The sequence below is a fragment of the Polynucleobacter sp. UK-Kesae-W10 genome, assembly GCF_018881575.1.
In the GTDB taxonomy this organism is placed as follows: Bacteria; Pseudomonadota; Gammaproteobacteria; order Burkholderiales; family Burkholderiaceae; genus Polynucleobacter.
Map to the genome: position 1 here is coordinate 640,466 of NZ_JACVQB010000001.1, position 22,594 is coordinate 663,059.

At 47.3% G+C, this 22,594-nt stretch carries 26 protein-coding genes and 2 tRNA genes; 16 read left to right on the top strand and 12 right to left on the bottom strand.

Annotated elements, in window-relative coordinates:
• The first annotated feature begins 26 nt into the window (after positions 1–26).
• Genes era through nagZ form a run of 5 tightly spaced genes read left to right on the top strand, consistent with a single transcriptional unit; the run spans position 27 to position 3,962 of the window.
• Positions 27–920, top strand: coding sequence for a GTPase Era (era, locus tag ICN24_RS03395; RefSeq protein WP_216859906.1), 894 nt, complete (start codon positions 27–29; stop codon positions 918–920).
• A 6-nt stretch (positions 921–926) separates the two neighbouring features.
• On the top strand, positions 927–1,661 hold the full coding sequence (recO, locus tag ICN24_RS03400) for a DNA repair protein RecO (RefSeq protein ID WP_216221334.1): 735 nt from the start codon (positions 927–929) through the stop codon (positions 1,659–1,661).
• Positions 1,662–1,673: 12 nt separating this feature from the next.
• The gene (gene pdxJ / locus ICN24_RS03405) at positions 1,674–2,432 is read left to right on the top strand and encodes a pyridoxine 5'-phosphate synthase (RefSeq protein ID WP_216221336.1); all 759 of its coding nucleotides are present in this window, start codon (positions 1,674–1,676) and stop codon (positions 2,430–2,432) included.
• Between the two features lie 14 nt (positions 2,433–2,446).
• Positions 2,447–2,839, top strand: a complete 393-nt coding sequence (acpS, locus tag ICN24_RS03410; protein WP_216221338.1) for a holo-ACP synthase — start codon at positions 2,447–2,449, stop codon at positions 2,837–2,839.
• A 46-nt stretch (positions 2,840–2,885) separates the two neighbouring features.
• A complete protein-coding gene (gene nagZ / locus ICN24_RS03415; protein ID WP_216221339.1) occupies positions 2,886–3,962 on the top strand; it encodes a beta-N-acetylhexosaminidase in 1,077 nt (358 codons plus the stop codon).
• A 76-nt stretch (positions 3,963–4,038) separates the two neighbouring features.
• Here nagZ and efp read toward each other — a convergent pair whose 3' ends face one another.
• Both efp and earP read right to left on the bottom strand, forming a co-directional pair.
• Positions 4,039–4,599, bottom strand: a complete 561-nt coding sequence (gene efp, locus ICN24_RS03420; RefSeq protein ID WP_068322160.1) for an elongation factor P — start codon at positions 4,597–4,599, stop codon at positions 4,039–4,041.
• An 85-nt stretch (positions 4,600–4,684) separates the two neighbouring features.
• Positions 4,685–5,755 (bottom strand): elongation factor P maturation arginine rhamnosyltransferase EarP, encoded by a 1,071-nt coding sequence (earP, locus tag ICN24_RS03425; RefSeq protein WP_216221341.1) that lies wholly within the window; start codon positions 5,753–5,755, stop codon positions 4,685–4,687.
• Between earP and uvrC the strand changes: the two genes are divergently transcribed.
• The 5 genes from uvrC (at position 5,754) to ICN24_RS03450 (ending at position 9,140) form a co-directional block, all read left to right on the top strand.
• Positions 5,754–7,670 carry an excinuclease ABC subunit UvrC gene (uvrC, locus tag ICN24_RS03430; RefSeq protein WP_216221343.1) on the top strand — a complete coding sequence of 639 codons (1,917 nt, stop codon included), beginning with the start codon at positions 5,754–5,756 and terminating at the stop codon, positions 7,668–7,670. The two genes, earP and uvrC, sit on opposite strands and share 2 nt — an antisense overlap.
• 34 nt (positions 7,671–7,704) lie before the next feature.
• Positions 7,705–8,280 (top strand): CDP-diacylglycerol--glycerol-3-phosphate 3-phosphatidyltransferase, encoded by a 576-nt coding sequence (gene pgsA, locus ICN24_RS03435; RefSeq protein WP_216221345.1) that lies wholly within the window; start codon positions 7,705–7,707, stop codon positions 8,278–8,280.
• 115 nt (positions 8,281–8,395) lie between these two features.
• Positions 8,396–8,471: transfer RNA gene (locus ICN24_RS03440), tRNA-Gly, on the top strand.
• Between the two features lie 48 nt (positions 8,472–8,519).
• Positions 8,520–8,593 (top strand) — tRNA-Cys (locus tag ICN24_RS03445).
• Positions 8,594–8,678: 85 nt separating this feature from the next.
• Entirely contained in the window at positions 8,679–9,140 is a 462-nt protein-coding gene (locus ICN24_RS03450) for a hypothetical protein (RefSeq protein WP_216221347.1), read from the top strand.
• A gap of 78 nt (positions 9,141–9,218) precedes the next feature.
• Here ICN24_RS03450 and lexA read toward each other — a convergent pair whose 3' ends face one another.
• Positions 9,219–9,935 (bottom strand): transcriptional repressor LexA, encoded by a 717-nt coding sequence (lexA, locus tag ICN24_RS03455; RefSeq protein WP_216221348.1) that lies wholly within the window; start codon positions 9,933–9,935, stop codon positions 9,219–9,221.
• A gap of 59 nt (positions 9,936–9,994) precedes the next feature.
• Between lexA and ICN24_RS03460 the strand changes: the two genes are divergently transcribed.
• From ICN24_RS03460 to dnaB, 6 genes are all read left to right on the top strand, one after another.
• Positions 9,995–11,071: an asparaginase gene (locus ICN24_RS03460; protein ID WP_216221349.1), complete on the top strand. Its 1,077-nt coding sequence runs from the start codon at positions 9,995–9,997 to the stop codon at positions 11,069–11,071.
• A 135-nt stretch (positions 11,072–11,206) separates the two neighbouring features.
• Positions 11,207–11,581 (top strand): 30S ribosomal protein S6, encoded by a 375-nt coding sequence (rpsF, locus tag ICN24_RS03465; protein WP_216221350.1) that lies wholly within the window; start codon positions 11,207–11,209, stop codon positions 11,579–11,581.
• Positions 11,582–11,640: 59 nt separating this feature from the next.
• Entirely contained in the window at positions 11,641–11,934 is a 294-nt protein-coding gene (gene priB, locus ICN24_RS03470) for a primosomal replication protein N (RefSeq protein ID WP_216221351.1), read from the top strand.
• A gap of 13 nt (positions 11,935–11,947) precedes the next feature.
• Positions 11,948–12,220 carry a 30S ribosomal protein S18 gene (rpsR, locus tag ICN24_RS03475; RefSeq protein ID WP_076022861.1) on the top strand — a complete coding sequence of 91 codons (273 nt, stop codon included), beginning with the start codon at positions 11,948–11,950 and terminating at the stop codon, positions 12,218–12,220.
• Positions 12,221–12,233: 13 nt separating this feature from the next.
• Positions 12,234–12,686 carry a 50S ribosomal protein L9 gene (gene rplI / locus ICN24_RS03480; RefSeq protein WP_216221352.1) on the top strand — a complete coding sequence of 151 codons (453 nt, stop codon included), beginning with the start codon at positions 12,234–12,236 and terminating at the stop codon, positions 12,684–12,686.
• 78 nt (positions 12,687–12,764) lie between these two features.
• Positions 12,765–14,162: a replicative DNA helicase gene (gene dnaB, locus ICN24_RS03485; protein WP_216222207.1), complete on the top strand. Its 1,398-nt coding sequence runs from the start codon at positions 12,765–12,767 to the stop codon at positions 14,160–14,162.
• A 103-nt stretch (positions 14,163–14,265) separates the two neighbouring features.
• Here the strand turns inward: dnaB and ICN24_RS03490 are convergent, their stop codons facing one another.
• From ICN24_RS03490 to ICN24_RS03530, 9 genes are all read right to left on the bottom strand, one after another.
• On the bottom strand, positions 14,266–14,532 hold the full coding sequence (locus ICN24_RS03490; RefSeq protein WP_216221353.1) for a hypothetical protein: 267 nt from the start codon (positions 14,530–14,532) through the stop codon (positions 14,266–14,268).
• 98 nt (positions 14,533–14,630) lie between these two features.
• Positions 14,631–15,209: a C40 family peptidase gene (locus ICN24_RS03495; protein WP_370623094.1), complete on the bottom strand. Its 579-nt coding sequence runs from the start codon at positions 15,207–15,209 to the stop codon at positions 14,631–14,633.
• Positions 15,148–16,788, bottom strand: coding sequence for a PhoH family protein (locus tag ICN24_RS03500; protein ID WP_216221354.1), 1,641 nt, complete (start codon positions 16,786–16,788; stop codon positions 15,148–15,150). The genes ICN24_RS03495 and ICN24_RS03500 overlap by 62 nt, the downstream gene beginning before the upstream one ends.
• A 234-nt stretch (positions 16,789–17,022) precedes the next feature.
• Positions 17,023–17,490: a peroxiredoxin gene (locus ICN24_RS03505; protein ID WP_216221356.1), complete on the bottom strand. Its 468-nt coding sequence runs from the start codon at positions 17,488–17,490 to the stop codon at positions 17,023–17,025.
• A 33-nt stretch (positions 17,491–17,523) separates the two neighbouring features.
• The gene (locus tag ICN24_RS03510; protein WP_216221357.1) at positions 17,524–18,441 is read right to left on the bottom strand and encodes a polysaccharide deacetylase family protein; all 918 of its coding nucleotides are present in this window, start codon (positions 18,439–18,441) and stop codon (positions 17,524–17,526) included.
• Between the two features lie 21 nt (positions 18,442–18,462).
• Positions 18,463–19,509: a bifunctional UDP-4-keto-pentose/UDP-xylose synthase gene (locus tag ICN24_RS03515; protein ID WP_216221359.1), complete on the bottom strand. Its 1,047-nt coding sequence runs from the start codon at positions 19,507–19,509 to the stop codon at positions 18,463–18,465.
• A 38-nt stretch (positions 19,510–19,547) separates the two neighbouring features.
• On the bottom strand, positions 19,548–20,414 hold the full coding sequence (locus ICN24_RS03520) for a formyltransferase (protein ID WP_216221361.1): 867 nt from the start codon (positions 20,412–20,414) through the stop codon (positions 19,548–19,550).
• Complete coding sequence (locus ICN24_RS03525) at positions 20,415–21,377, bottom strand: glycosyltransferase (RefSeq protein ID WP_216221363.1); 963 nt, start codon at positions 21,375–21,377, stop codon at positions 20,415–20,417.
• 41 nt (positions 21,378–21,418) lie between these two features.
• Positions 21,419–22,585: a DegT/DnrJ/EryC1/StrS aminotransferase family protein gene (locus ICN24_RS03530; RefSeq protein ID WP_216221365.1), complete on the bottom strand. Its 1,167-nt coding sequence runs from the start codon at positions 22,583–22,585 to the stop codon at positions 21,419–21,421.
• Positions 22,586–22,594 lie beyond the last annotated feature (9 nt).

Here is a 22,594-nt window from a genome sequence, read left to right on the forward strand (position 1 = left end):
CCATCGCCATTGTTGGGCGTCCCAATATGGGCAAATCCACACTTCTTAATGCCTTGGTTGGCCAAAAGATCAGCATTACCTCCCGTAAGGCGCAAACGACGCGCCATCGCATTCTGGGAATTCAGAATCGCGAAGAAGCACAATTTATTTTCATTGATACCCCTGGTTTCCAAACGCGTTTGATGAATACGCTTAATAAAGCGCTCAACCGCACTGTCACTACTGCCTTGCAAGATGTCAATGTTGCCTGCTTCGTAGTAGAGGCTGGCTATTTTGGTGAAGATGACAAGAAGGTATTAAAGCTACTGCCAGACAATCTTCCGGTAGTGCTGGTTCTTAATAAGTTGGATTTATTTAACAGTCGTTTTCAGACCCCGTCCGAGCGTGATCAAGCATTGCTCAATTTCATGAAGGAGATGTCAAAGCCTTGGTGTGAATTGGGTGGACATGAAGATCAAAAGAGCGAATTTGCTGAAATCGTCCCAATGAGCGCAAAAAGTCCTGGCGATATCGAGAGACTGCTAGACGTGCTCGAGGGCTACTTACCTGAGGGTGAGGCCGTCTACGATGGCGACACGATTACTGATCGCAGTGAACGCTTTTTGGCAGCTGAGATTCTGCGTGAGAAGGTATTTCGTTTTACTGGTGAAGAATTGCCCTATACCAGCACCGTAGTGATCGACCAGTTCAAGATGGATGGCAAGATGCGCCGCATTGCTGCCACGATTTTGGTTGATCGTGATAGTCATAAGGCTATGATTATTGGTCAAAAGGGTGAGCGTCTCAAAAAGATCTCTACGGATGCCCGTATTGATATGGAAAAGTTGTTTGACGGAAAAGTCTTTTTAGAGACCTGGGTCAAAGTGAAGCGTGGCTGGGCTGATGATCGCGCTGAATTGCGGGCGCAGGGACTGGAATAACTCCTCATGGCCTCGATTCGTGTTGCTGACGAACCCGCTTTTGTATTGCATAGCATTCCCTACAAAGAGACTAGCCTGATTCTGGATGTCTTTACACGGCAATACGGAAGAATGGCGCTGATTGCGAAGGGGGCTAAACGGCCACACTCTACATTGCGCCCAGTATTGCAGCGCTTCCAACCACTCTTAGTTTCTTGGAGTGGTAAATCTGAACTCCGTACATTAACTAAATCTGAATGGGTAGGCGGAATGCCCTCCTTAGTGGGTGATGCTCTGCTTTGCGGTTTTTATCTCAATGAATTGCTTGTCAAGTTTTTAGCACGGGAGGATGAGTATGAAAAACTCTACGACCGCTATGCACAAACAATCAATGCTCTTTCCAATCTGGAATTTGAATCCAAGGGACTGGAGGAGATCTTGCGTCCCTTTGAATTGTCTTTATTGCAAGAGACTGGCTATGCAGCTGCTTTGGATCGCTGCGTAGAAACCAATCAATCGCCTGATTCTGAGACTGAGTATGTGTATCAGCCAGAGCGTGGGGTTCGCCCTGCCCAAGGTGATGATCCAGGCCATTGGCCTGTGCTCACTGGTAAGTCCCTCTTGGCGATTGCGGCAGGGGATTTTTCGGATGCGCAGACTCTGTCCGAGAGCAAGCAATTAATGCGTTTTCTATTGGGATTGCATTTACAGGATCAGGTGCTAACAACCCGTCAAATTTTGATTGATTTGAAGAAAATCTAGTAATCTACTGCAATGAGCACCCATTCCGATCTCGAGCTAGGTATCAATATTGACCACGTCGCCACTTTGCGCAATGCCCGAGGTACGATTTATCCGGACCCAATAAAAGCAGCCAGATTAGCGGAAGAGGCTGGTGCCAATTTAATTACTTTGCATTTACGTGAGGATCGCCGTCATATTAAAGATGCCGATCTTCTAGCTCTGCGACCGCTCATTAAGACCCGCATGAATCTTGAATGTGCGGTTACACCAGAAATGATTGAGATTGCCTGCCAAGTAAAACCGCAGGATGTGTGTTTGGTGCCTGAGAAGCGTGAAGAGGTGACGACTGAGGGTGGCCTCGATGTTCTGGGCCATGACGAGGTGGTAAAGAGTGCTACTCAGAAGCTGCAAGCGGCTGGCATTCGGGTTTCCTTGTTTATTGATCCAGAAGAAAAACAGATTCAGGCGGCAAAGGATGTTGGCGCAACCGTAGTGGAGCTACATACCGGGCGTTATGCAGATTTATCGGGTCATGATCAACAGTCTGAGCTCGAGCGTATACGTAAAGCTGCGCAGTTTGCTAAGAGTCTTGGATTGCGGGTTAATGCTGGACATGGCTTGCATGAGGGCAATGTGATGCCGATTGCAGCTATTACTGAATTATCTGAACTCAATATTGGACACGCTATTGTGGCCGAGGCTTTGTTCAAAGGTTGGCAAAATGCCATTGAGAATATGAAGGCCTTGATGGCTCGAGGTCGTCATCAAGATCGTATTCGCCCACTTTAATTGCGAAAAAATTGATGATCATTGGCATTGGCACCGACATTCTGCAGATTGAGCGCTTACAGGCTGCTTATGATCGTACGAACGGTCGCCTCGCGGAAAAGATCCTGGGGCCAGATGAGATGTTGATTTTTAAGCACCGCCTTGCCAGAAATCACAAGCGCGGCATTGCCTTTTTAGCAACCCGCTTTGCTGCAAAAGAGGCTTTCTCAAAAGCAATTGGCCTGGGAATGAGAATGCCAATGACTTGGCGCTCACTGCAGACCTTAAATGAACCAAGCGGTAAACCCGTGACTACTTATCTAGGCGCATTAGCGCAATTTATGCAAGATCAGAACTGGGAAGCACAGGTGACAGTGAGTGATGAGCAAGATATGGCCATTGCCCATGTCATCGTTACTCAGAAATAAAAAAACCAAACTACAAAAAATAAACGCAATCGAGATAGAGGAAGAGATGAGTAAAGCCGCCATGAATCCAGGCCCAATAACTTTAGATGTAGTGGGTCAGGTGTTAAACGCAGAGGATCGCCGTCGGATCCTGCATCCTCTGACTGGCGGCGTCATTTTGTTTGGTAGAAACTTTGCCAACCGCAAACAGCTTAGCAAGCTAACCGCGGATATTAAGAAGTTACGCCCCGATGTTTTGATCTCTATTGATCATGAGGGCGGACGTGTACAGCGCGCCAAGGTTGACGGTTTTACCCATTTGCCTACCATGCGCAAACTTGGTGAGCTTTGGACTGCAAAGAATGATTCAACGCACGCGGCGGAATCCGCTGCTCTGGCAATGGCTGCGGCTACTGCCTGTGGGTATGTACTCGCTACTGAGTTGCGCGCTTGTGGTGTTGACTTCAGTTTTACACCTGTATTGGACTTGGATTTTGGTCGTAGTGGCGTCATTGGCGACCGTTCCTTTCATCGCGACCCTCAAATTGTTTTTGCTTTAGCAAAGAGCCTGAATGAAGGTTTGCGTTTAGGCGGCATGGCGAACTGTGGAAAGCACTTCCCTGGACATGGCTGGGCAGAAGCAGATTCTCATGTGGCAATACCAGTAGATGAGCGCTCCTTGGCAGAGATCCTAAATGATGATGCAAAACCTTATGAATGGTTGGATCTCAGTTTGGCATCGGTCATGCCGGCGCATGTGATTTATCCAAAAGTCGATAGCAATCCCGCTGGCTTTTCAAAGATCTGGTTGCACTCTATCTTGCGTCAAGAGCTCGGCTTTGAGGGTGTTATTTTTAGTGACGACCTCTCAATGGAGGGTGCAAGTGTTGCTGGCTCAGTGGTGAAGGGCGCTGAAATGGCGCTGGATGCAGGCTGCGATGCGGTTCTCATTTGTAATCGTCCGGATTTAGCAGATCAATTACTCGGTAAATTAAAAGTCTCTAAGGCTAAGCAGGTCGAATCCGCTACACGCCTAAACCGTCTCATGCCCCAGACACCGGGACTAACATGGGATGCCTTGCAAAAAGAGGCAGAGTATCAACATGCCAAAGGTTTATTAAAGCAGTTCCGTTTAATTGCTTGAGAATGAATAGATCTCAGTGATCTGAGGCGTAAAAAAAGCCCGGCGTACCGGGCTTTTTATTTTTGTAGCGGGCTAATTAGTTAGCGCGGCTACGGTATTCACCGGTGCGAGTATCGATTTCGATCTTATCGCCAGTGTTGCAGAATAAAGGTACTTGCAATTCATAGCCAGTGGCCAATTTTGCAGTTTTCAATACTTTTCCTGAGCTGGTGTCGCCTTTTACTGCTGGTTCTGTGTAGATGATTTCACGAACCAATGAATTTGGCATTGCTACGGAGAGTGCTTTACCTTCATAGAACACCACTTCGCATGGCATACTTTCTTCGAGGTAGTTCAATGCATCACCCATGAATTCTGCTTCAACTTCATATTGGTTGTAATCACCATCCATGAATACATACATCGGATCTGCGAAGTAAGAGTAGGTGCACTCTTTCTTATCGAGAATGACCACATCAAACTTGTCATCCGCTTTGTAAACGCCTTCGTTTGGCGCGCCGGTTAACAGGTTCTTAAATTTCATTTTCACAACGGAGGAGTTGCGGCCTGAGCGGCTATATTCGGCTTTCAAAACGACCTGGGCATCGGTGCCGATCATCACTACGTTACCAACGCGGAGTTCTTGTGCTGTTTTCATCTTGCTATTCCTGGGTGCAGAGAGATTTCTGCGGTTTTTATCAAAAACAAGATTGTAACCGCCCGCAGGCCTTTGCTGCTTGGGTTTAAGCGACGAACCGCACTAGACGGGCCGCCAAGCCCCCATCCCCTTGTTTTTCGAGCAAATGAGCGCGCCACTGCTTGGCATGTGGATTCCAGATATCAAGCTGTTTTGCCCATTCGCTTGGCATGGCCCAGGTCATTGCCGCAATCGTAGCCAGCCTCAGTTCTTGATTGGCATTTTCCAAGTACAGATCTAAAAAGGCCGCCAATTTCACTTCGTGTGCGCGATCTTCTTGAGGGTAAATATGCCAAATAAATGGTTTACCAGCCAATTGTGCACGAATAAAAGAGTCTTCTCCTCGCACGATATTGAAATCACACTGCGATAAAACCCAGTCATATTCATCTTGCGAAACAAAGGGCATCGAGAGTAGTTGAATATTTTTCGGTAATTGGATTTCTTTCTCGCCATACAGATTGAGTTGTTCTACGTGACCATGCGCAAGCAAAACATCCACATCTTCACCTAGGGCGCCTAAATCAGTCAGCCATTTACGAAGCGGTGCTCCTGGGTAACAGAAGATGCTGATACGTTTTGCACCAGGGCGCAGGTTTGCCCAAATCTCTTGAAGGTTTTGGGGAATCTGCTCTTGAACTTGATGGCCCTCCGGTGGAATAGGGTCCAGCAGCAAGCCGCCAACCTCATCTTGAAAACCCGGAAAAAAGAAATACTTTGGAATGCCGTGCGACTGAGGGGAAGCTTTTGCATGAAACTCTGTAATCCAGGGCTCCGCGCTCAGATACTCTAAATTGATGATGATGGGCTTTATCGGTGCAATGAATAAATTGGTGAGATAGCGCTCTGGTAATTCGCAGCCAAAGGCTTCAATCACCACATCGGGGGCTTGTGCTGGATGACGGGCATTGTTATAGCTTGCCTCCCAGGGTTGGATATCAATCTTGCCCTTAATACGGGGGTCAACTCCAGAAGCGAGTAAATTGAGGGTTGGCAGATCATCGCAATAAATGCGCACCTCTTGTCCGTGAAGACTTGATAAGCTTCGGGCTAGGCGCCAGCAAACACCGGCATCACCATAGTTATCGACGATTTGGCAGAAAATATCCCAACGCATGAGCAATTCGCTTTTTGAAACCCTTCAGCAGGATGTTAAACGGCTACCCGGATTGCCGGGGGTATATCGCTTCTTTGATGAAGCGGGGAACATCTTGTATGTTGGCAAAGCGCGTAACCTTAAAAAGCGTGTATCCAGTTATTTCCAAAGCAAGCAACTATCACCAAGAATAGCGCTGATGGTGGGCAAAATTGCCCGCTATGAAACAACAGTAACACGGACTGAAACTGAGGCTCTCATTCTAGAGAACAACCTCATTAAAGAGTTGGCTCCGCCATTCAATATCTTATTTAGGGACGATAAATCCTATCCCTATGTCATGTTAACGGGGCATCAATTTCCCCGTTTAGCCTCTTATCGCGGCAAAGTTGATAAACGCAATCATTACTTTGGCCCATTCCCGAATAGCTGGGCCGTACGTAATAGTGTGCAAATCTTGCAAAAAGTATTTCGTCTGAGAACTTGCGAAGACTCTGTTTTTAAGAACCGCAGCCGTCCCTGTCTCTTGCATCAAATTCACCGCTGTAGTGCCCCTTGTGTTGGGCGTTTGAGCGTTGAGCAATACGGCCAAGATGTAGCACAAGCAACACGATTCTTAGAGGGTGACCACAGTCGCGTCTTATCAGAGCTTGAAAAAGAAATGCATGTGCATAGTGATGCGATGGAATTTGAAATGGCAGCAGTATTGCGCGACCGTATCGCAGACCTTTCCAGCGTATTGCAACAACAATCCATGGACACTGTTGCCGAAGGTGAGGGTGATGTAGACATCATTGCAGTAGCACTCATGGAAGGTATGGTTTGCGTCAATCTCGCAATGGTGCGAGGAGGCCGTCACTTGGGCGACAGAGCCTATTTCCCTAAAGGATTGCGGACAAGCTCTGGCGAGCTTCCGCCCCCAGCAGAAATATTAGAAGCCTTTATTACGCAGCATTATTTAGAGGATGTGGAAGGCGGTGCTGGTGCGACAAGCAACTTGATTCCACCGGTACTGGTGCTCAATCATCCTTTGCATTCTGTCGCGGATGATCTTGCTCAAACTAGTGAAACTCCGCCAGAGGATCTACATGATTTATTGAATGCTCAAGCTGGTCGAAAAGTAAGCTTCTTGCATCAACCCCAAGGACAGCGTCGCCATTGGTTGGCGATGGCGGAGGGTAATGCCAAGATTGCTTTGACTAAGCGTTTGGTTGAAACCGGCGGTCAATTGGCGAGAGCTCGAGCCTTGGTCGATATTCTGGGGCTTGATCTTGAAGGACTGGAGCATTTGCGGATTGAGTGCTTTGATATTAGTCACACTTCAGGTGAGGCAACACAGGCTTCCTGTGTGGTTTATGCAAAAAATGCAATGCAGTCGAGTGAGTACCGTCGCTTCAATATTAACGACATTACTCCTGGTGATGACTATGCAGCGATGCGTCAAGTTTTACAAAGACGCTATGCCAATTTCCAAGAGCTGCCCCCAGAAAAAATGCCTCAAGTTATTTTGATAGATGGTGGTAAAGGTCAGGTAGAGATGGCCCGCCAAGTACTCTCTGAGTTTGGGATGGATATCAGTTTGATTGTCGGCGTTGCAAAAGGCGAGGGTCGTAAAGTGGGTTTAGAGACCTTGATTTTTGCGGATGGCCGTGAGCCTCTGGAATTGGGTATCGACAGCGCTGCCCTGTTATTGGTAGCCCAGATCCGAGATGAAGCACATCGCTTTGCCATTACTGGGATGCGCGCAAAGCGCGCCAAGGCGCGGACGGTTTCACGTTTGGAAGAGATTGAGGGTATTGGCGCCAAGCGGCGACAGAAGCTCTTGGCCCGCTTTGGGGGTCTTAAAGGCGTTGCCAATGCCAGCATCGAAGAGATTGCCAGTGTTGAGGGAGTGTCACTGACTTTGGCAGAGCAGATTTATCGTCAATTACATTAGGGCTTAAGGGGCTAATTTAGTTTATGCTTAGCGCATGCCATTCAATCTGCCCATCGCCTTAACTTGGTTGCGTGTTGCAGCAATTCCATTGCTGGTGGCAGTCTTTTATCTCCCCGGAGATTGGCTTACTCCTTTTGAGAAAAATTTCATTGCGGCACTCATCTTTACGCTTGCTGCTGTAACAGACTGGTTGGATGGATTTTTAGCGCGTCGCTTAAAACAAGAATCTGCCTTTGGCCAATTCCTTGATCCTGTAGCCGATAAATTAATTGTTGCTGCTGCCTTGCTAGTCTTACTCAATATGGATCGTGTGCAAGTGTGGGTTGCCTTAGTGATCATTGGTCGCGAAATTACGATTTCTGCATTACGCGAGTGGATGGCTTTATTGGGTGCAGGTAAAAGCGTTGCAGTACATATGGTTGGTAAGTTAAAAACCACAGCGCAGCTGGTAGCCATTCCTTTTCTGTTGCTCAATGACACACTCTTTGGATGGCTTGATTGCGCCAAAATTGGTACCTGGCTAATTTGGGTGGCTGCGTTTTTAACCCTTTGGTCGATGTTTTATTACCTCAAAAAAGCACTGCCGCAGTTGGCAGGAAAAATCGACTAAACCTTCTCAAGCTGATTCTATAAGGCTTTGGAGCCTGATTAAGGGTTCTGATTTTGGGGTTTGAAAAGGAAAAATGCTTTCTGCGCGATTGTTTGTTAAACTATCGCCCTGTTATGCGGGAATAGCTCAGCTGGTAGAGCGATACCTTGCCAAGGTATAGGTCGGGAGTTCGAACCTCCTTTCCCGCTCCAAGTTCGATGGGAAGCCCTGAAAAGCTTCCCATTTTTGATTCAGGATCTGGCGCGTTGGCCGAGTGGTTAGGCAGGAGCCTGCAAAGCTTCGTACGGGGGTTCGATTCCCTCACGCGCCTCCAGTGATTTCGCTTGACGAAATAGCTTCATCACCTAAAATACTTTCAGTATCTATACGGAAGTTTCGTCAATTCACTAAAGCGAAAAATGATCAAAATTCACTCCCTTAAAGTTAGCGCTCTTGCATTGTTTTTGTCAGCATTATTGGGCGCATGCGCTAGTTCTGGCGATTCACCAACAGGAACGCCGCAAGAAGTTCAAGAAGTGCAGACACAGCTCTTGGGCGATATGCCATTGCCTGCAGCTTCCAAGATTATTGGCTCTGATTCTTTAATCATTGGGCGCGGCGATAACTGGGTGGGTCGGGTAGTGCTATCGGGTGTACAAACCCCAACCGATATTTATGCTTTCTTTCAGTCCGAGTATCCACGTGCAGGCTGGACCACAGTTAGTGCTGTGAAATCCAAGACCAGTATTTTGGTATTCACAAAAGGTGATCGCACAGCTACAGTGGAATTAAATGAAGGTTCTCTTGCTGGGCCTAAAACAGTCATCACCATTACTTCTTCTCCAAAGAACGCCAACGTAGTGGCGCCAAGCAAACGCTGATCGTATTAGCAGCATGGCTTTTCGAAGCTGAAATAAAAAAGGCCTCCACTGGAGGCCTTTTGTTTTGCAGTGAGCGGCTTACAGACCCTCGGCCCGGATTAAGCCTACTGCCTGTCCTTCAATCGCAAAGTTTGGTTGACGACCATCCACCACAATATTTTTGAAGTCTGGATTTTCAGCTTGCAACTCAATCACCATGCCGTTTGCAGTTTTCTTTTGCTGCCAGCGCTTCACAGTGACTTCATCATCTAATCGAGCGACCACGATATCGCCGTTGCGAACTTCAGTCGTTTTTCTGACGGCCAAATAATCTCCGTCTAAGATGCCTGCATCACGCATGCTCATACCTTTTACTTTTAACAAGTAATCAGCACCCTTGCTAAATAAACTTGGATCAATCGGTACTTGTTTTTCAATATGCTCTACTGCCATGATGGGTGAGCCAGCAGCAACACGACCAATGAGTGGGAGTGTGAGTTGTTGTAGTGCGCCCGATGGCAATGACATCTGGCGATATTGATTAGTGTGATGGGTTTGATTGCGTTGCGCAATCCGAATGCCGCGTGATGTGCCTGGCGTTAATTCGATGTAACCTTTTTTTGCCAAGGCACGCAGATGTTCCTCAGCAGCATTTGCTGAAGCGAAACCAAGTTGAGTGGCGATTTCTGCGCGCGTTGGCGGCAAACCACTTTCATCGATCGCTTTAGTAATGAGTTCCAAAATCTCGCTCTGGCGAGGAGTGAGTTTAGGGAGGGCAGTCAGCTCCTCTGGGTAATCGACTGTATTTATGTCCATACTGGGATTGTATACAGCGGTATTTGATATTTCAAGCTATTTAGGGGCGATAATAGGGAATGAGCACGATTCCAAGTCTTTCTGAAAATTCTCCCCATATTTTGGTCTTGGGTATGGGCGGCACGATTGCGGGCTTGGCAGCCAGCCCCAATGAAAACCCCCTTCAATACGAGGCAGGCCAGGTAGAGGTCGATGCTTTGCTTGCCCATGTCCGCTCCGCTATTCCAACGGGAATTGCCCTAGCTACTCGGCAGCTTGCCAATATCAACAGTCGTAATCTTTCAGAGTCCTTGTTGACCCGATTGGGCGAGGAGATCAGAAAAGAGCTCGCTAATCCCTTGGTTAGGGGGGTAGTGGTCACTCACGGAACAGACGCGATTGAGGAAACCGGTATCTTTTTGCAATTGGTTTGCGGCAGATATGCACAAGATTTAGGCAAAAGAGTCATCCTTACTGGGGCGATGTTGCCAGCGAATGCCCCGCAGGCAGATGGCCCATCCAACCTGCTTGATGCCATTCGTTGGGCTTCAACCCCTGTAGACAATTGCCCTGGGGGTATTTATGCTGTGATGGATGGCAGGGGATGTATGGCAATGGACCTGTCCAAGCGCCATACCACCGCTTTAAATGCGCCGATTGCAGCCTCACCCAGTAGTTCGGTAGGCTTAATCAACCCCTCTTGGCTTTCTGGGGTGAAGGCCTTAGAGGCTGCCTGGCAAGAGGATCTACCTATTCCTAAGGGGGATGAGTGGCCTTGGGTCGAGATTCTGACTAGCCATTCCGGCGCCCGCTCAGAAACCATCAGCCATTGGCTCGACACCCGAGTTCAGGGCTTGGTGCTGGCTGGCTCTGGGATGGGTGGCTTTCATGATGAATGGCTCAAGCCGCTGGCAGGAGCTGCAAAGCGGGGCATTGCTTTGGTGAGAACCAGTCGAACTGGTGCAGGCCTGACGCTACCCAATATTCCGGAAAAAGATCTTGATGGTTGCCTAGCTTCTGGCAAGCTTTCTGCTCCCCGGGCCAGAATTGCTCTTCAGCTAGCCTTAAATGCGGAAAAACAGGCCAAATTAGCTGGTAAATCCCTGACTTGGCAGGATTTTTTTGCTAGAATAGCGGTCTTGCCTGAAGTTGGGTGAGCGCTGCAAAGCGGCAGTAAAAGTGTCTGTTAGTTGTACATACAATTTGTTACTACCTTGTCACACTGGCGCTAATTTCACAACCATCAGAAATTAGCAAGACGCCCAGGTGACTTTATCCTGAAGGAGTGTTTGATGCGTCATTATGAAATCGTCTTTATCGTCCATCCGGACCAAAGCGAGCAAGTGCCAGCGATGATCGATCGTTACAAAGCTACATTAGCAGCTGCGGGCGGCAAAATTCATCGTATTGAAGATTGGGGTCGTCGTCAGATGGCTTACATGATCGACAAGCTTGCTAAAGCCCACTACGTTTGCATGAACATTGAGTGCGACCAGAAAACTCTGGAAGAGCTCGAGCATGCGTTCAAATTTAACGATGCTGTTTTGCGTCACCTCATCATCAAGACTAAGAAAGCTGAAACAGAGCCTTCCATCATGATGAAAGAAGTGCAACGTGAAGAAGCACGCAAATCAGCTCAAGCCGACGCTCCAGTAGCGGCAGCCTAAGTTAAAAATTTGAAGAGGAATACACAGACTAGAAAACGTATCAGAGAAGCGGAGCGGCGTTGAATCATTTCACCCTCACTGCAATCTTGGTATCCAAAGACGCAATTCGATTTACACCAGCAGGAATACCGGTGATGCATGGTTTGCTAGAACATAGCGGACAAGCAAACGAGGTAGGAGTGGCAAGGAAAATCCAGATGAGCGTTGAAGCTATCGCAATTGGTCCGATACAAAAGGATTTAGAGCGAATGGATTTAGGAGCTGAGGCAGTGTTCGAGGGATTCTTAGCACCCAAGACTCTACGTAATCAAAGACTGGTTTTCCACATTACCCATATTCAATTGAAAAATTAAAGAGGAAATCATCATGGCGTTTGGAAAGAAACCCGATTTCAAAAAGAAACCAGCTCAGAACCCATTGTTCAAGCGTAAGCGTTATTGCCGTTTCACTGTTGCCGGTGTGGAACAGATCGACTACAAAGATGTAGATACATTGAAGGACTTCATTGGCGAAAACGCCAAGATCACTCCTGCTCGTTTGACTGGCACAAAAGCAAAATATCAGCGTCAATTAGACACTGCTATCAAGCGTGCTCGTTTCTTGGCTTTGTTGCCATTCTCCGATCAACATAAGAAATAATTAGGAGCCCTCAATGCAAATCATTCTTTTAGAAAAAGTAATCAACTTGGGTAACCTAGGCGACATCGTTCGCGTTAAAGACGGTTATGCTCGCAATTTCTTAATCCCACAACGCAAAGCCCGTCGTGCAACTGAAGCGGCAATCGCTGACTTTGCAACACGTCGTGCTGAGTTAGAAAAATTGGCTGCTGAGAAATTGGCTGCTGCTGAAGCAGTTGGCATCAAGCTTAAAGATTTGGTTCTCGAAATCGGTCAAAAAGCGGGTGTTGACGGTCGTTTGTTTGGCTCTGTAACTAACCACGATATTGCTGATGCGTTGAAAGCTAAAGGCTTTACGATTGAGAAGGCTTCAATCCGTATGCCTACTGGCCCATTGAAAATGGTTGGTGATCATCCTGTTGCGGTTGCTGTTCATACCGACGTAGTAGTGGATATCACTATTCGTGTAGTTGGCGAGCAAGCGTAAGTTTTAAGTCTTAGGTTCTAGGACTTCGCTAGCCTCATGGCTGAATCCCGTTCACGTTCCATTACGCTGAATCCCGGCATGTCGGGACCTGGGGATGCAGTCGTGCAGGCTTTAAAAGTACCTCCCCATTCTGTAGAAGCCGAGCAATCTTTGCTCGGCGGTCTACTGATCGATAACTCTTCTTGGGACAACCTGGGTGGAGTCTTAAACGACAAAGATTTCTATCGCCCTGAGCATGCCTTGATCTACAAGGTTATTGCACGTTTGGTTGGCGACAATCATCCTGCTGACGTCATTACTGTTCACGATGCTATTAAATCTGAGCAGGGTGGCGATCTGGTCAGTATTGATTACCTCAATTCTCTAGCGCAAAACACGCCAAGTGCAGCGAATATTAAGGGTTATGCCGATATCGTTCGCGATCGCAGTATTTTGCGTCGCTTGATTGAAGTCTCTGACAGCATTGTTAATTCTGCATTTGTGCCAGAAGGCCGAACAGTCAGAACGCTGTTGGATGAAGCAGAATCGCGCATCCTTCAGATTGGTGAAGAAGGCAGTCGTAAGGCTGACTATCTTGAGATTGAGCCACTTTTAAGAACAGTAGTAGCTCGCATTGATGAACTTTATAACCGTCAAGGCGGAAGCGATATCACTGGTATTGCAACAGGCTTTATTGATTTAGACAAACAAACCAGCGGCCTACAAAAAGGTGACTTAGTGATTGTGGCTGGTCGCCCCTCAATGGGAAAAACCGCGTTCGCATTGAATATTGCAGAGAACGTCGCGCTCGCTGAAGGTTTACCGGTTGTAGTCTTTTCGATGGAGATGTCCGGTGAGCAATTAGCAGCCCGTCTATTGGGTTCTGTTGGTCGTGTTGATCAAGGTCGTATGCGTACTGGTAAGTTGCAAGATGATGAATGGCCACGCGTTACCGACGCGATTGCGCGTTTAAGCAATACTCAAATTTTGATTGATGAGACGGGTTCTCTATCTAGTCTTGAATTACGGGCCCGTGCACGTCGTATTGCCAGAAACTTTGGCGGTACTTTAGGTTTAGTAGTGATTGACTACTTGCAGTTGATGAGTGGCTCTGGTTCTGAAAATCGTGCAACCGAGATTTCAGAAATCTCGCGCTCACTCAAGTCACTCGCAAAAGAATTGCAATGCCCAGTAGTTGCGCTCTCCCAGTTAAATCGTGGCCTTGAGCAGCGCCCAAATAAACGCCCAATCATGTCCGACTTGCGTGAATCTGGTGCTATCGAACAAGATGCTGACTTAATCATGTTCATCTATCGTGATGAGGTGTATCACCCAGACACCACTACTGATAAAGGTGTTGCGGAGATCATTATTGGTAAGCAGCGTAACGGTCCAATTGGTACTGTGCGACTTAGCTGGCAGGGCCCATACACCAAATTTGATAACTTGGCGATGGGATCAATTGGATACTCTTCTGGCGGATATGAGCCGTTCTAAACAAAGAAAAGTAAATCAAAACCAAATAAACAGAGAAATAAAAAAGCCTCGCATTGCGAGGCTTTTTTATTGAAGCGGCTAAATAAACTCTAGAAGATCAATATTATTTTCCACCTTCACATTTCTTGATAGACGCAGTTTTAGCAGCGCCATACAAAGGTTTTCCATCTTTACTGACTGCTTTAGCTTCGCAATCGTTAGGTTTTGCATCACCCATACATTTTTTAATGGAGGCATCTTTAGCGGCGCCGTACAGTGGCTTACCTTCTTTACTGACTGCTTTAGCTTCACAGGCTGCTTGATCGGCAAATGCATAAGTAGGGAGTGCAAAACTAAGTGCAATACTTAAAGTGATAACAACTTTCTTCATAGTGACTCCTTTGGGGCTTACTTCGGTTGATAGATTCACTCTAGACAAATTTGAGTCAAAAGGGAATATAGGGAAAATGCTATTAGCTGTGTGGACTTTTAATTTTGAGGTGCGATACGACGCGCTTCAGTAAATTTAGCAGCCCAATACGGGGTGGTAATGTAATCCAAGCGCACTGTACCCCCCGCGCTTGGAGCATGCACAAATCTGCCTTGGCCGACATAGATTCCTGCATGTGAATATTTTTCGCCCGTTGTATTAAAAAATACGAGATCGCCTGGCGCGGGCGGTTGGTTTTCAACACTGCGTCCCTGTGTGCTCATTTGGGCAATCGTACGGGGTAATTTAATGCCAGCCGCTTTGTTGTAAACATAAACAATCAAGCCGCTGCAATCAAAACCGCCTTTAGGGGTATTGCCGCCGAAGCGATAGGGAACATCCACTAAGCCAACGGCTGCGATAGAGATATCCTCCGTGCCAACACTGGTGTCTTGTTTAAATTGCGCTACCTTAGAAGCATTCGATTTTGTGCCCAAGGTGCTGCATCCCGAGAGCGTCAGGATTGTGCAAATAAAAATGCCGCACCCTAGGAGAGTGCGGCATGAGAGGGTTTGCTTAAAGCGCGTCAGCAGCATGATCCGCAAGACGTGAGCGCTCGCCACGCGCCAGTGTGACATGGCCACCATGACGCCAACCCTTGAAGCGGTCAACCACATAGGTGAGGCCAGAGGAGCCTTCTGTAAGGTATGGAGTATCAATCTGCGCAATATTGCCAAGACAAACAATCTTTGTTCCAGGGCCTGCACGAGTAACCAAGGTTTTCATTTGCTTTGGCGTTAAGTTTTGCGCCTCGTCGATGATCACAAACTTGCTAACAAAAGTTCTTCCGCGCATAAAGTTCATGCTCTTGACTTTGATGCGTGAGCGAATCAGTTCTTGAGTGGCAGCGCGACCCCATTCTCCGGCATCGTCATTACGCTGAAGTACTTCCAAGTTATCGTCAAAGGCGCCCATCCAAGGCTGCATTTTTTCTTCCTCTGTGCCCGGTAAAAAGCCAATGTCTTCACCTACCGGTACAGTAGCGCGGGTGATAATGATTTCGTTGTAGCGCTTGCTATCTAGGACTTGCTCCAAGCCTGCGGCGAGAGCCAGCAGGGTTTTGCCAGTACCTGCTTGGCCTAGAAGAGTCACAAAATCGACGTCCGGGTTCATCAATAGGTTCATGGCAAAATTCTGCTCACGATTGCGTGCTGTCACGCCCCAGACATTGTTTTTCTGGTGAGAAAAATCTCTGAGCGTTTGCAAAAGGGCCGTTTTGCCGTTGATTTCTCTTACGTGGGCGTAAAAGGGTGTTGAGCCATCTGGATTTTCTTGGTAGACGAATTGATTGACCAGCATACTAGGTACAGCAGGTCCAGTAACTCTGTAGAACATGGTGCCGGATTTAGAGTCTGCCCAACTTTCCATATCCTTGCCATGCTTTGGCCAAAAGTCAGCAGATAAAGCCATGACTCCGGAGTACATCAAGTCACGATCTTCTAATACTTGGTCGTTGAAATAATCTTCTGCTGGCAAGCCAAGGGCACGCGCTTTAATACGCATATTGATATCTTTGGATACCAATACTACTTCTTGACCTTTGCGAGTTTTTTGTAATTCGCTTACAACTGCCAAGATCATATTGTCACCTTTGCCTTCAGGTAGACCCTCTGGCAATGCTTGGGTAGACAACTTGGTTTGGAAGTAGAGGCGGCCTGAAACATCTTGATTGCCAAGCTTGTTTAGCGGAATGCCATCGTCTAAGGTGCCACTAGTACCGGCGATCAACTGATCCAGGGAGCGGCTGACGGTACGGGCATTGCGGGCTACTTCAGTCATCCCCTTTTTGTGATTGTCCAACTCCTCAAGAGTTGTCATCGGTAAGAAAAGGTCGTGCTCTGAAAAGCGGAATAAAGAACTTGGATCGTGCATAAGCACGTTTGTGTCCAAGACAAAAAGACTGGGAGGGCCAGTGCGAATCACGCGCTTAGGTTTTGCAGGCGCCTTGCTTTCGCTACGAACTGGACTGCGATCGGCTTTAATTTTCTCGAGGGCAACTTCGGCTGCAGATAAATCCTCCTGCGCATCGTTGGCCCAATCGGATGCTTCAACCACCACAGGTTTTGCTGGAGCGGGACGCTTCTTTAAATCAGGAGTGTCTTTGCGACTCAGTTTTACTTGATCAGCAATTTGAGTTGGGATGGGTGGCAATGGCATGCAGACTCTCCTAAAAGAAAAAACCGCCAAGCGGAGTGCGTTGACGGTTTATGACGAAACTGGTTGCAAGGTTACTGAAAAAACGACGGGGGTTGTTCCCCATACCTGCTTTGAGTTGCTCAGGTTTCTGATTCAAACGGATTGTCAGACTTTCCCGTCGTTTACGGTGCATATGAATCACTTTACCCCAAATTTTGGGGTTTGCAAGCACCTAGGTACAAATTATTAATAAAATTATTTAGCGGCTTGGGCAGCTTGTAATACTTCTGTCACATGGCCTGGAACCTTGAGGCCGCGCCATTCTTGTACGAGCTTTCCGGTTGAGTCAAAAAGGAAGGTGCTGCGCTCAATCCCGCGGACCTGTTTGCCGTACATATTTTTCATTTTGATCACGCCAAAGAGTTGGCATAACTTTTCTTCGGTATCGGCAACTAGCTCAAATGGCAGCTCTAATTTGCTACGGAAATTGTCATGTGACTTGAGGCTATCACGCGATACGCCGACTACCAAGGCATTCGCTTTTGTGAAGGCATCAATATTGTCGCGGAATTCACCAGACTCAGCAGTGCAACCTGGAGTCATATCTTTAGGATAAAAGTACAGGACTAGTTTTTTACCTTTGGCAGATGCTGGGGTAAATGTCAGACCTGATGTCGCAGGAATCGCGCATGCTGGAATGGGTTGGCCAATGGCTATTGTCATGATGATCCCTTGCTAGTTAGTTTGTCTCAGATTTTAGTTATTCTGAATAATCAAATCACCACTGCGATTGGGTATCTCACCCCATGTCAGTGGTAATACGGCTATTTTATCTAGTTGTTTTGTGGTTTTCCAGGATTCGTGTAGCTCACCCATTGTCACGAGGTCATGACCTTGGTCTAGCCATCCTGCTAATAACCGCTCAAAGGCTGGGAGAAGCTTTTGCCCCTCTAGCTCAGCATGTAAGGTAAAGACCTGGTCATTTGGATTGCTTTGAGTGATCTCGAGGAGTCTTTTGGCTGCAGCAAATTCATCTGCATTATTAATCCCAATCAACTCATCAAAAGTAGGTAATGTCGTTGGGTATTGCACGCATTTGGTCTTGCCTGAAGGAAGGGCTAGGCGATAGGGCATGAGATTGGGTTCGGCTCTGCCGTCAGATGAATATTCAATATTCCAATGATCTAATTGTTCAAAAGCGGCTTCATTCATTTGCCAGCCAGCAGCGCCATGAGTAACGGGCTCGTGACCGAAAATTTCTACGAAGCGATCCCAGGACTTTTGCATCATTGCTTTGGTCCAGGCGGGATCTTGGTGACGCACGGCATCTTGCCATGCCACATGATCCCAAGTATGGATACCAGTTTCGTGACCTGCTTGATCAATCGCACGCATTTCTGCCGCTGCTTTTTTACCGATATCTGGACCAGGAAGTAGTACGCCGTATAAAAGTGTCTTGATGCCATAGTGCTCAACGACAGAGGTGCGACTCACTTTTTTTAGAAAGCCCGGACGAAAAACCCTCTTTAATGCCCAACCAGTATGGTCGGGGCCAAGGCTAAACAGAAAGGTGGCTTTAAGACCAAAGCGTTCAAGGGTGCGCGCTAAATTGGGAACGCCTTCTTGAGTACCGCGTAAGGTATCAACATCAACCTTGAGTGCAATCTTAGCCATGAAGCCTTAGATATCGTTCGCTTATTCTTTGTCGACTAGCGAACGTGCTTTTTCAACGTCCTGACGATAGGCTTCAAAAATATTCTTGAGAGCATCTGCCATCGTAGTCGTAGGCTTCCAGCCGAGCTCGCTCATCGTGTTATCGATTGCCGGTACGCGATTTTGAACGTCTTGGTAGCCTTCGCCGTAATATGCCCCAGAAGTGGTTTCTACAATCTTCACATCGTTGGCTGTCTTGGCGTACTCCGGAATGCTACGTGCAATCTCGAGCATCTGGTTCGCCAGTTCGCGCACTGAGTGATTATTTTTTGGATTGCCAATGTTGTAGATCTTGCCATTTGCAACACCATCTTTGTTATCGATGATGCGCATCAATGCATCAATGCCGTCATCCACATAAGTGAAGGCGCGCTTCTGTGCACCACCATCCACCAGGTTGATGGGCTCACCGCGAACAATATGACCCAAGAATTGAGTCACTACGCGGGATGAACCTTCTTTTGGTGTGTAGATACTGTCTAAGCCAGGGCCGATCCAGTTAAATGGGCGGAAGAGGGTAAAGCGCAAGCCTTCCATGCCGTAACCCCAAATGACGCGATCCATCAATTGCTTTGAGCAAGCATAGATCCAGCGCGGTTTATTAATCGGGCCATAGACCATATTGGATTTGGATGGATCAAACTCACCGTCCTCGCACATGCCATAAACCTCAGAGGTTGATGGGAATACCAAGTGCTTTTTGTATTTCACGGCAGAGCGCACGATGGGAAGATTGGCTTCGAAATCGAGCTCAAATACTTTGAGTGGTTGTTGTACATAAGTTGCTGGTGTTGCAATGGCAACTAATGGCAAGATGACATCGCATTTGCGGATGTGATATTCAACCCATTCTTTATTGATGGTGATGTCACCTTCAAAGAAGTGCATACGTGGGTGATTGATGAGATCACCCAAGCGATCATTCTGCATATCCATGCCATAGACATCCCAGTCGGTTGTCTCCAAAATGCGCTTGGAAAGGTGGTGGCCGATAAAGCCGTTAACACCAAGAATGAGTACTTTTTTCATCTTTACTGCCTCGTTTTAATCTAATTTGTTATTGCTGATTAGCTAGCCGGAAACCATTCCAGTATTTCTACTGCCTGATGGTCACCGCAAATACCGAATACCCGATTATCAACCACTTGGATGCCTGGAGCCCTAAGATCAAGATTGCCTGGAAAAGGCCCTTTTAGGCTGGTCCGGGCAACAATCATCGCCTTATCTTGATGCACTGTGAAAGCGCCAGGATAGGGTGGTGCTACCGCTCTCACTAGGTTATGAACCTGCAGGGCGCTTTGATCCCAGTGAATTTGGCCATCTGAGGGCTTTCTGCCGCCAAAATAGCTGCCTTTTTGCAGCTCATTTGGCCTTCTGGGTACTTTGCCCTCCAAAAGACTTGGCAATACTTGATCTATCACTTTTACAGCGGCCTGGCTTACTTTGCCAAAAACATCGGTGGCAGTTTCATCGGGGCCAATGGAGACGGCGACTTGTCCAACAATATCGCCGGCATCCGGTTTTGCTTCCATGATGTGTAATGTGGCACCCGTTTCGGTTTCGCCATGCAATATCGCCCAATTCACGGGCGCACGCCCACGAAACTTGGGTAGAAGTGAGCCATGCATATTTAAAGCAGCAATCTTCGCGCAAGCCAAGATTTGCGCAGGAATCATGTGGCGGTAGTAAAAAGAAAATAGGTAATCTGGTGCGAGTGCTTGCAGTTTAGGAATCAAGTCCGACAGGGCATTTGCATCTGGTGTGACGTAAGGAATATTTTTTTCCACGCACAGTTTGGCGACACTACCAAACCAAACATTCTCATGCGGATCATCTTGATGCGTAACTACGAGATCAATCTGAATGCCAGCCTTGAGTAATGCTGTGAGGCAATTAACCCCTACATCGTGATATGCGAATACGACTGCGTGCAATTATTTTTTCTCTAAAACAGTTTGCACAACGTAACGCGGGCGATTGCGAATCTGCTGATAGATGCGGCCGATATATTCACCCAATAAGCCAAGCCCAAAGAGCATTACGCCTATGAGGAAGAAGGTTAGTGCGAAGAGGGTAAAGACGCCCTCTACCTCGGCACCCAGAAGGAAGCGGCGCACCAAGAGATAAACGAATAAGCTGCCAGCAGCTAGCGATAAGAGCATGCCCAGTATGGAGAATATCTGCAAAGGCATGATAGAAAATCCGGTTACCAAATCAAAGTTCAGACGAATGAGTTGATAGAGACTGTATTTAGATTCGCCTGCAAAACGCTCTTCGTGCTTCACATTAATTTCTACTGGGTTAGCAGAGAATGTGTAAGCCAGCGCAGGAATGAAAGTGTTGTTTTCATCACATTGACGAACCAAGTCCACAATGCGACGACTATAGCCACGCAACATACAACCTTGATCAGTCATTGTGATGCGAGTAATGTTTTCGCGCAAACGATTCATTGCGCGTGAGGCAAACTTTCTGAAAAAGCTATCTTGGCGATTGGCGCGAATCGTGCCAACGTAATCATGACCTTTTAATAGTTGCTCGGTTAATGCGTCAATTTCTTCTGGCGGATTTTGTAAGTCCGCATCCAAAGTGATGATGTATTCACCCTTCGCATATTCGAAACCAGCCATGATTGCCATGTGTTGGCCAAAGTTGCTATGGAATAGTACTGCGCGAGTGACATCTGGACGCAAGTCCACTTGTTTTGCAAGGATGCCAGCGGAACGGTCTTTGCTGCCATCGTTTACAAAAACGATTTCATAAGAAATATTGCGTTTGCTAGCAAGTGCATCCAAGGCTGGATAGAGGCGATCAAATAAAGCCTGGAGGCCATCTTCCTCGTTATAAACGGGAATAACTATGCTGAGCTTTGGGTTGGCAACTAAATTGGCAGTCATTCTCCAATTTTGCCTGATTCTGGGGACCTAACCCAATAAGACTAGTTTTTGCGGTGTTTTTTGAGGATTCCGACGAATCCGCTAGCTATACGGCCAATATCTTCATCGGCCATCCCTGGAAATAAGGGGAGTGTGAGGATGGATCGACCAATACGTTCTGCGATCGGAGTGTCGCTAGTTTTATAACCTTGCTCTTTGTACAAGGTAAAGCCTGTGATTGCTGGATAGTGCACGCCAGTACCAATGCCAAGATCTTTTAACTCGGTCATCACGGTTGCGCGATCACAATTGAGTTGATGTAGCGGCAGCACCACTTGGAACATATGCCAATTGCTGTCAGTAAAGTTTTCCACTGGTAGCTCGAGCTTGAGATCCATGAGTCCCGCAGCATTGAGTTCTGCGCGTATCACATCAAAGTATTGACGAGCGAGTGCAGTGCGACGGGTTTGGTATGCAGGCAGCTGCTTGAGTTGTTCTAGCCCAATCACTGCATTGACATCAGTGAGATTGTCCTTGCCACCTAATACATCGACATCCATCCCATCCATTCCCTGGCGCGTTAAACCTTGTAGGCGCAATTTTTCTGCCAGCTTGGCCTCATCTGGGTTATTCAGTACCAGACAGCCACCTTCAATCGTCGTAAGGTTTTTATTGGCCTGAAAGCTAAAGCTCACCAGGTCGCCAATACTCCCAATCTTCTGACCTTTCCAGTGCGAGCCAAATGCTTGAGCGGCATCTTCAATAACGCGTAGATTGTGTTGTTTGGCTAAAGCGTAGAGCTGATCCATATCGACCGGCAAACCAGCCAAATAGACTGGCATGATGGCGCGTGTTTTTGGCGTGATTGCAGCCACTACTTTATTGAGATCAATATTGCGCGTAATAGGATCAATATCCACAAAGATGGGTTTGGCGCCCACGCTCAAAATGACGTTAGATGTTGCCACCCAAGAAATTGGGGTGGTAATCACTTCATCACCTTCACCAATACCGGCAACTTGTAGTGCAATCTTCATGGTGGCCGTGCCATTGGCAAAGCAACGCACAGGACGCCCTCCAAAGTACTCGCTTAGGGTAGCTTCAAATTCAGCGAGCTTTGGGCCAGAGGTTACCCATCCGGAGCGCAATACTTCAGAGACGGCATCAATCGTTTCTTGATTAAAGCTAGGGCGCGTAAAAGGGATAAAGGCTGGTGTGGAGTTCGACATGATTTCCTA

Excerpts from the sequence above, each read along its gene's own strand:
- ICN24_RS03505 (WP_216221356.1), bottom strand. The coding sequence starts at position 17,490 with ATGACAATAGCCATTGGCCAACCCATTCCAGCATGCGCGATTCCTGCG.
- ICN24_RS03500 (WP_216221354.1), bottom strand. The coding sequence starts at position 16,788 with ATGCCATTGCCACCCATCCCAACTCAAATTGCTGATCAAGTAAAACTG.
- rpsR (WP_076022861.1), top strand. The coding sequence starts at position 11,948 with ATGGCGTTTGGAAAGAAACCCGATTTCAAAAAGAAACCAGCTCAGAAC.
- ICN24_RS03450 (WP_216221347.1), top strand. The coding sequence starts at position 8,679 with ATGATCAAAATTCACTCCCTTAAAGTTAGCGCTCTTGCATTGTTTTTG.
- uvrC (WP_216221343.1), top strand. The coding sequence starts at position 5,754 with ATGAGCAATTCGCTTTTTGAAACCCTTCAGCAGGATGTTAAACGGCTA.
- lexA (WP_216221348.1), bottom strand. The coding sequence starts at position 9,935 with ATGGACATAAATACAGTCGATTACCCAGAGGAGCTGACTGCCCTCCCT.
- rpsF (WP_216221350.1), top strand. The coding sequence starts at position 11,207 with ATGCGTCATTATGAAATCGTCTTTATCGTCCATCCGGACCAAAGCGAG.
- ICN24_RS03495 (WP_370623094.1), bottom strand. The coding sequence starts at position 15,209 with ATGTCACACTGGCGCGTGGCGAGCGCTCACGTCTTGCGGATCATGCTG.
- nagZ (WP_216221339.1), top strand. The coding sequence starts at position 2,886 with ATGAGTAAAGCCGCCATGAATCCAGGCCCAATAACTTTAGATGTAGTG.
- pdxJ (WP_216221336.1), top strand. The coding sequence starts at position 1,674 with ATGAGCACCCATTCCGATCTCGAGCTAGGTATCAATATTGACCACGTC.
- ICN24_RS03510 (WP_216221357.1), bottom strand. The coding sequence starts at position 18,441 with ATGGCTAAGATTGCACTCAAGGTTGATGTTGATACCTTACGCGGTACT.
- earP (WP_216221341.1), bottom strand. The coding sequence starts at position 5,755 with ATGCGTTGGGATATTTTCTGCCAAATCGTCGATAACTATGGTGATGCC.
- efp (WP_068322160.1), bottom strand. The coding sequence starts at position 4,599 with ATGAAAACAGCACAAGAACTCCGCGTTGGTAACGTAGTGATGATCGGC.
- pgsA (WP_216221345.1), top strand. The coding sequence starts at position 7,705 with ATGCCATTCAATCTGCCCATCGCCTTAACTTGGTTGCGTGTTGCAGCA.
- dnaB (WP_216222207.1), top strand. The coding sequence starts at position 12,765 with ATGTCGGGACCTGGGGATGCAGTCGTGCAGGCTTTAAAAGTACCTCCC.
- recO (WP_216221334.1), top strand. The coding sequence starts at position 927 with ATGGCCTCGATTCGTGTTGCTGACGAACCCGCTTTTGTATTGCATAGC.
- ICN24_RS03460 (WP_216221349.1), top strand. The coding sequence starts at position 9,995 with ATGAGCACGATTCCAAGTCTTTCTGAAAATTCTCCCCATATTTTGGTC.
- acpS (WP_216221338.1), top strand. The coding sequence starts at position 2,447 with ATGATCATTGGCATTGGCACCGACATTCTGCAGATTGAGCGCTTACAG.
- ICN24_RS03530 (WP_216221365.1), bottom strand. The coding sequence starts at position 22,585 with ATGTCGAACTCCACACCAGCCTTTATCCCTTTTACGCGCCCTAGCTTT.
- ICN24_RS03515 (WP_216221359.1), bottom strand. The coding sequence starts at position 19,509 with ATGAAAAAAGTACTCATTCTTGGTGTTAACGGCTTTATCGGCCACCAC.
- rplI (WP_216221352.1), top strand. The coding sequence starts at position 12,234 with ATGCAAATCATTCTTTTAGAAAAAGTAATCAACTTGGGTAACCTAGGC.
- ICN24_RS03525 (WP_216221363.1), bottom strand. The coding sequence starts at position 21,377 with ATGACTGCCAATTTAGTTGCCAACCCAAAGCTCAGCATAGTTATTCCC.
- era (WP_216859906.1), top strand. The coding sequence starts at position 27 with ATGGGCAAATCCACACTTCTTAATGCCTTGGTTGGCCAAAAGATCAGC.
- ICN24_RS03490 (WP_216221353.1), bottom strand. The coding sequence starts at position 14,532 with ATGAAGAAAGTTGTTATCACTTTAAGTATTGCACTTAGTTTTGCACTC.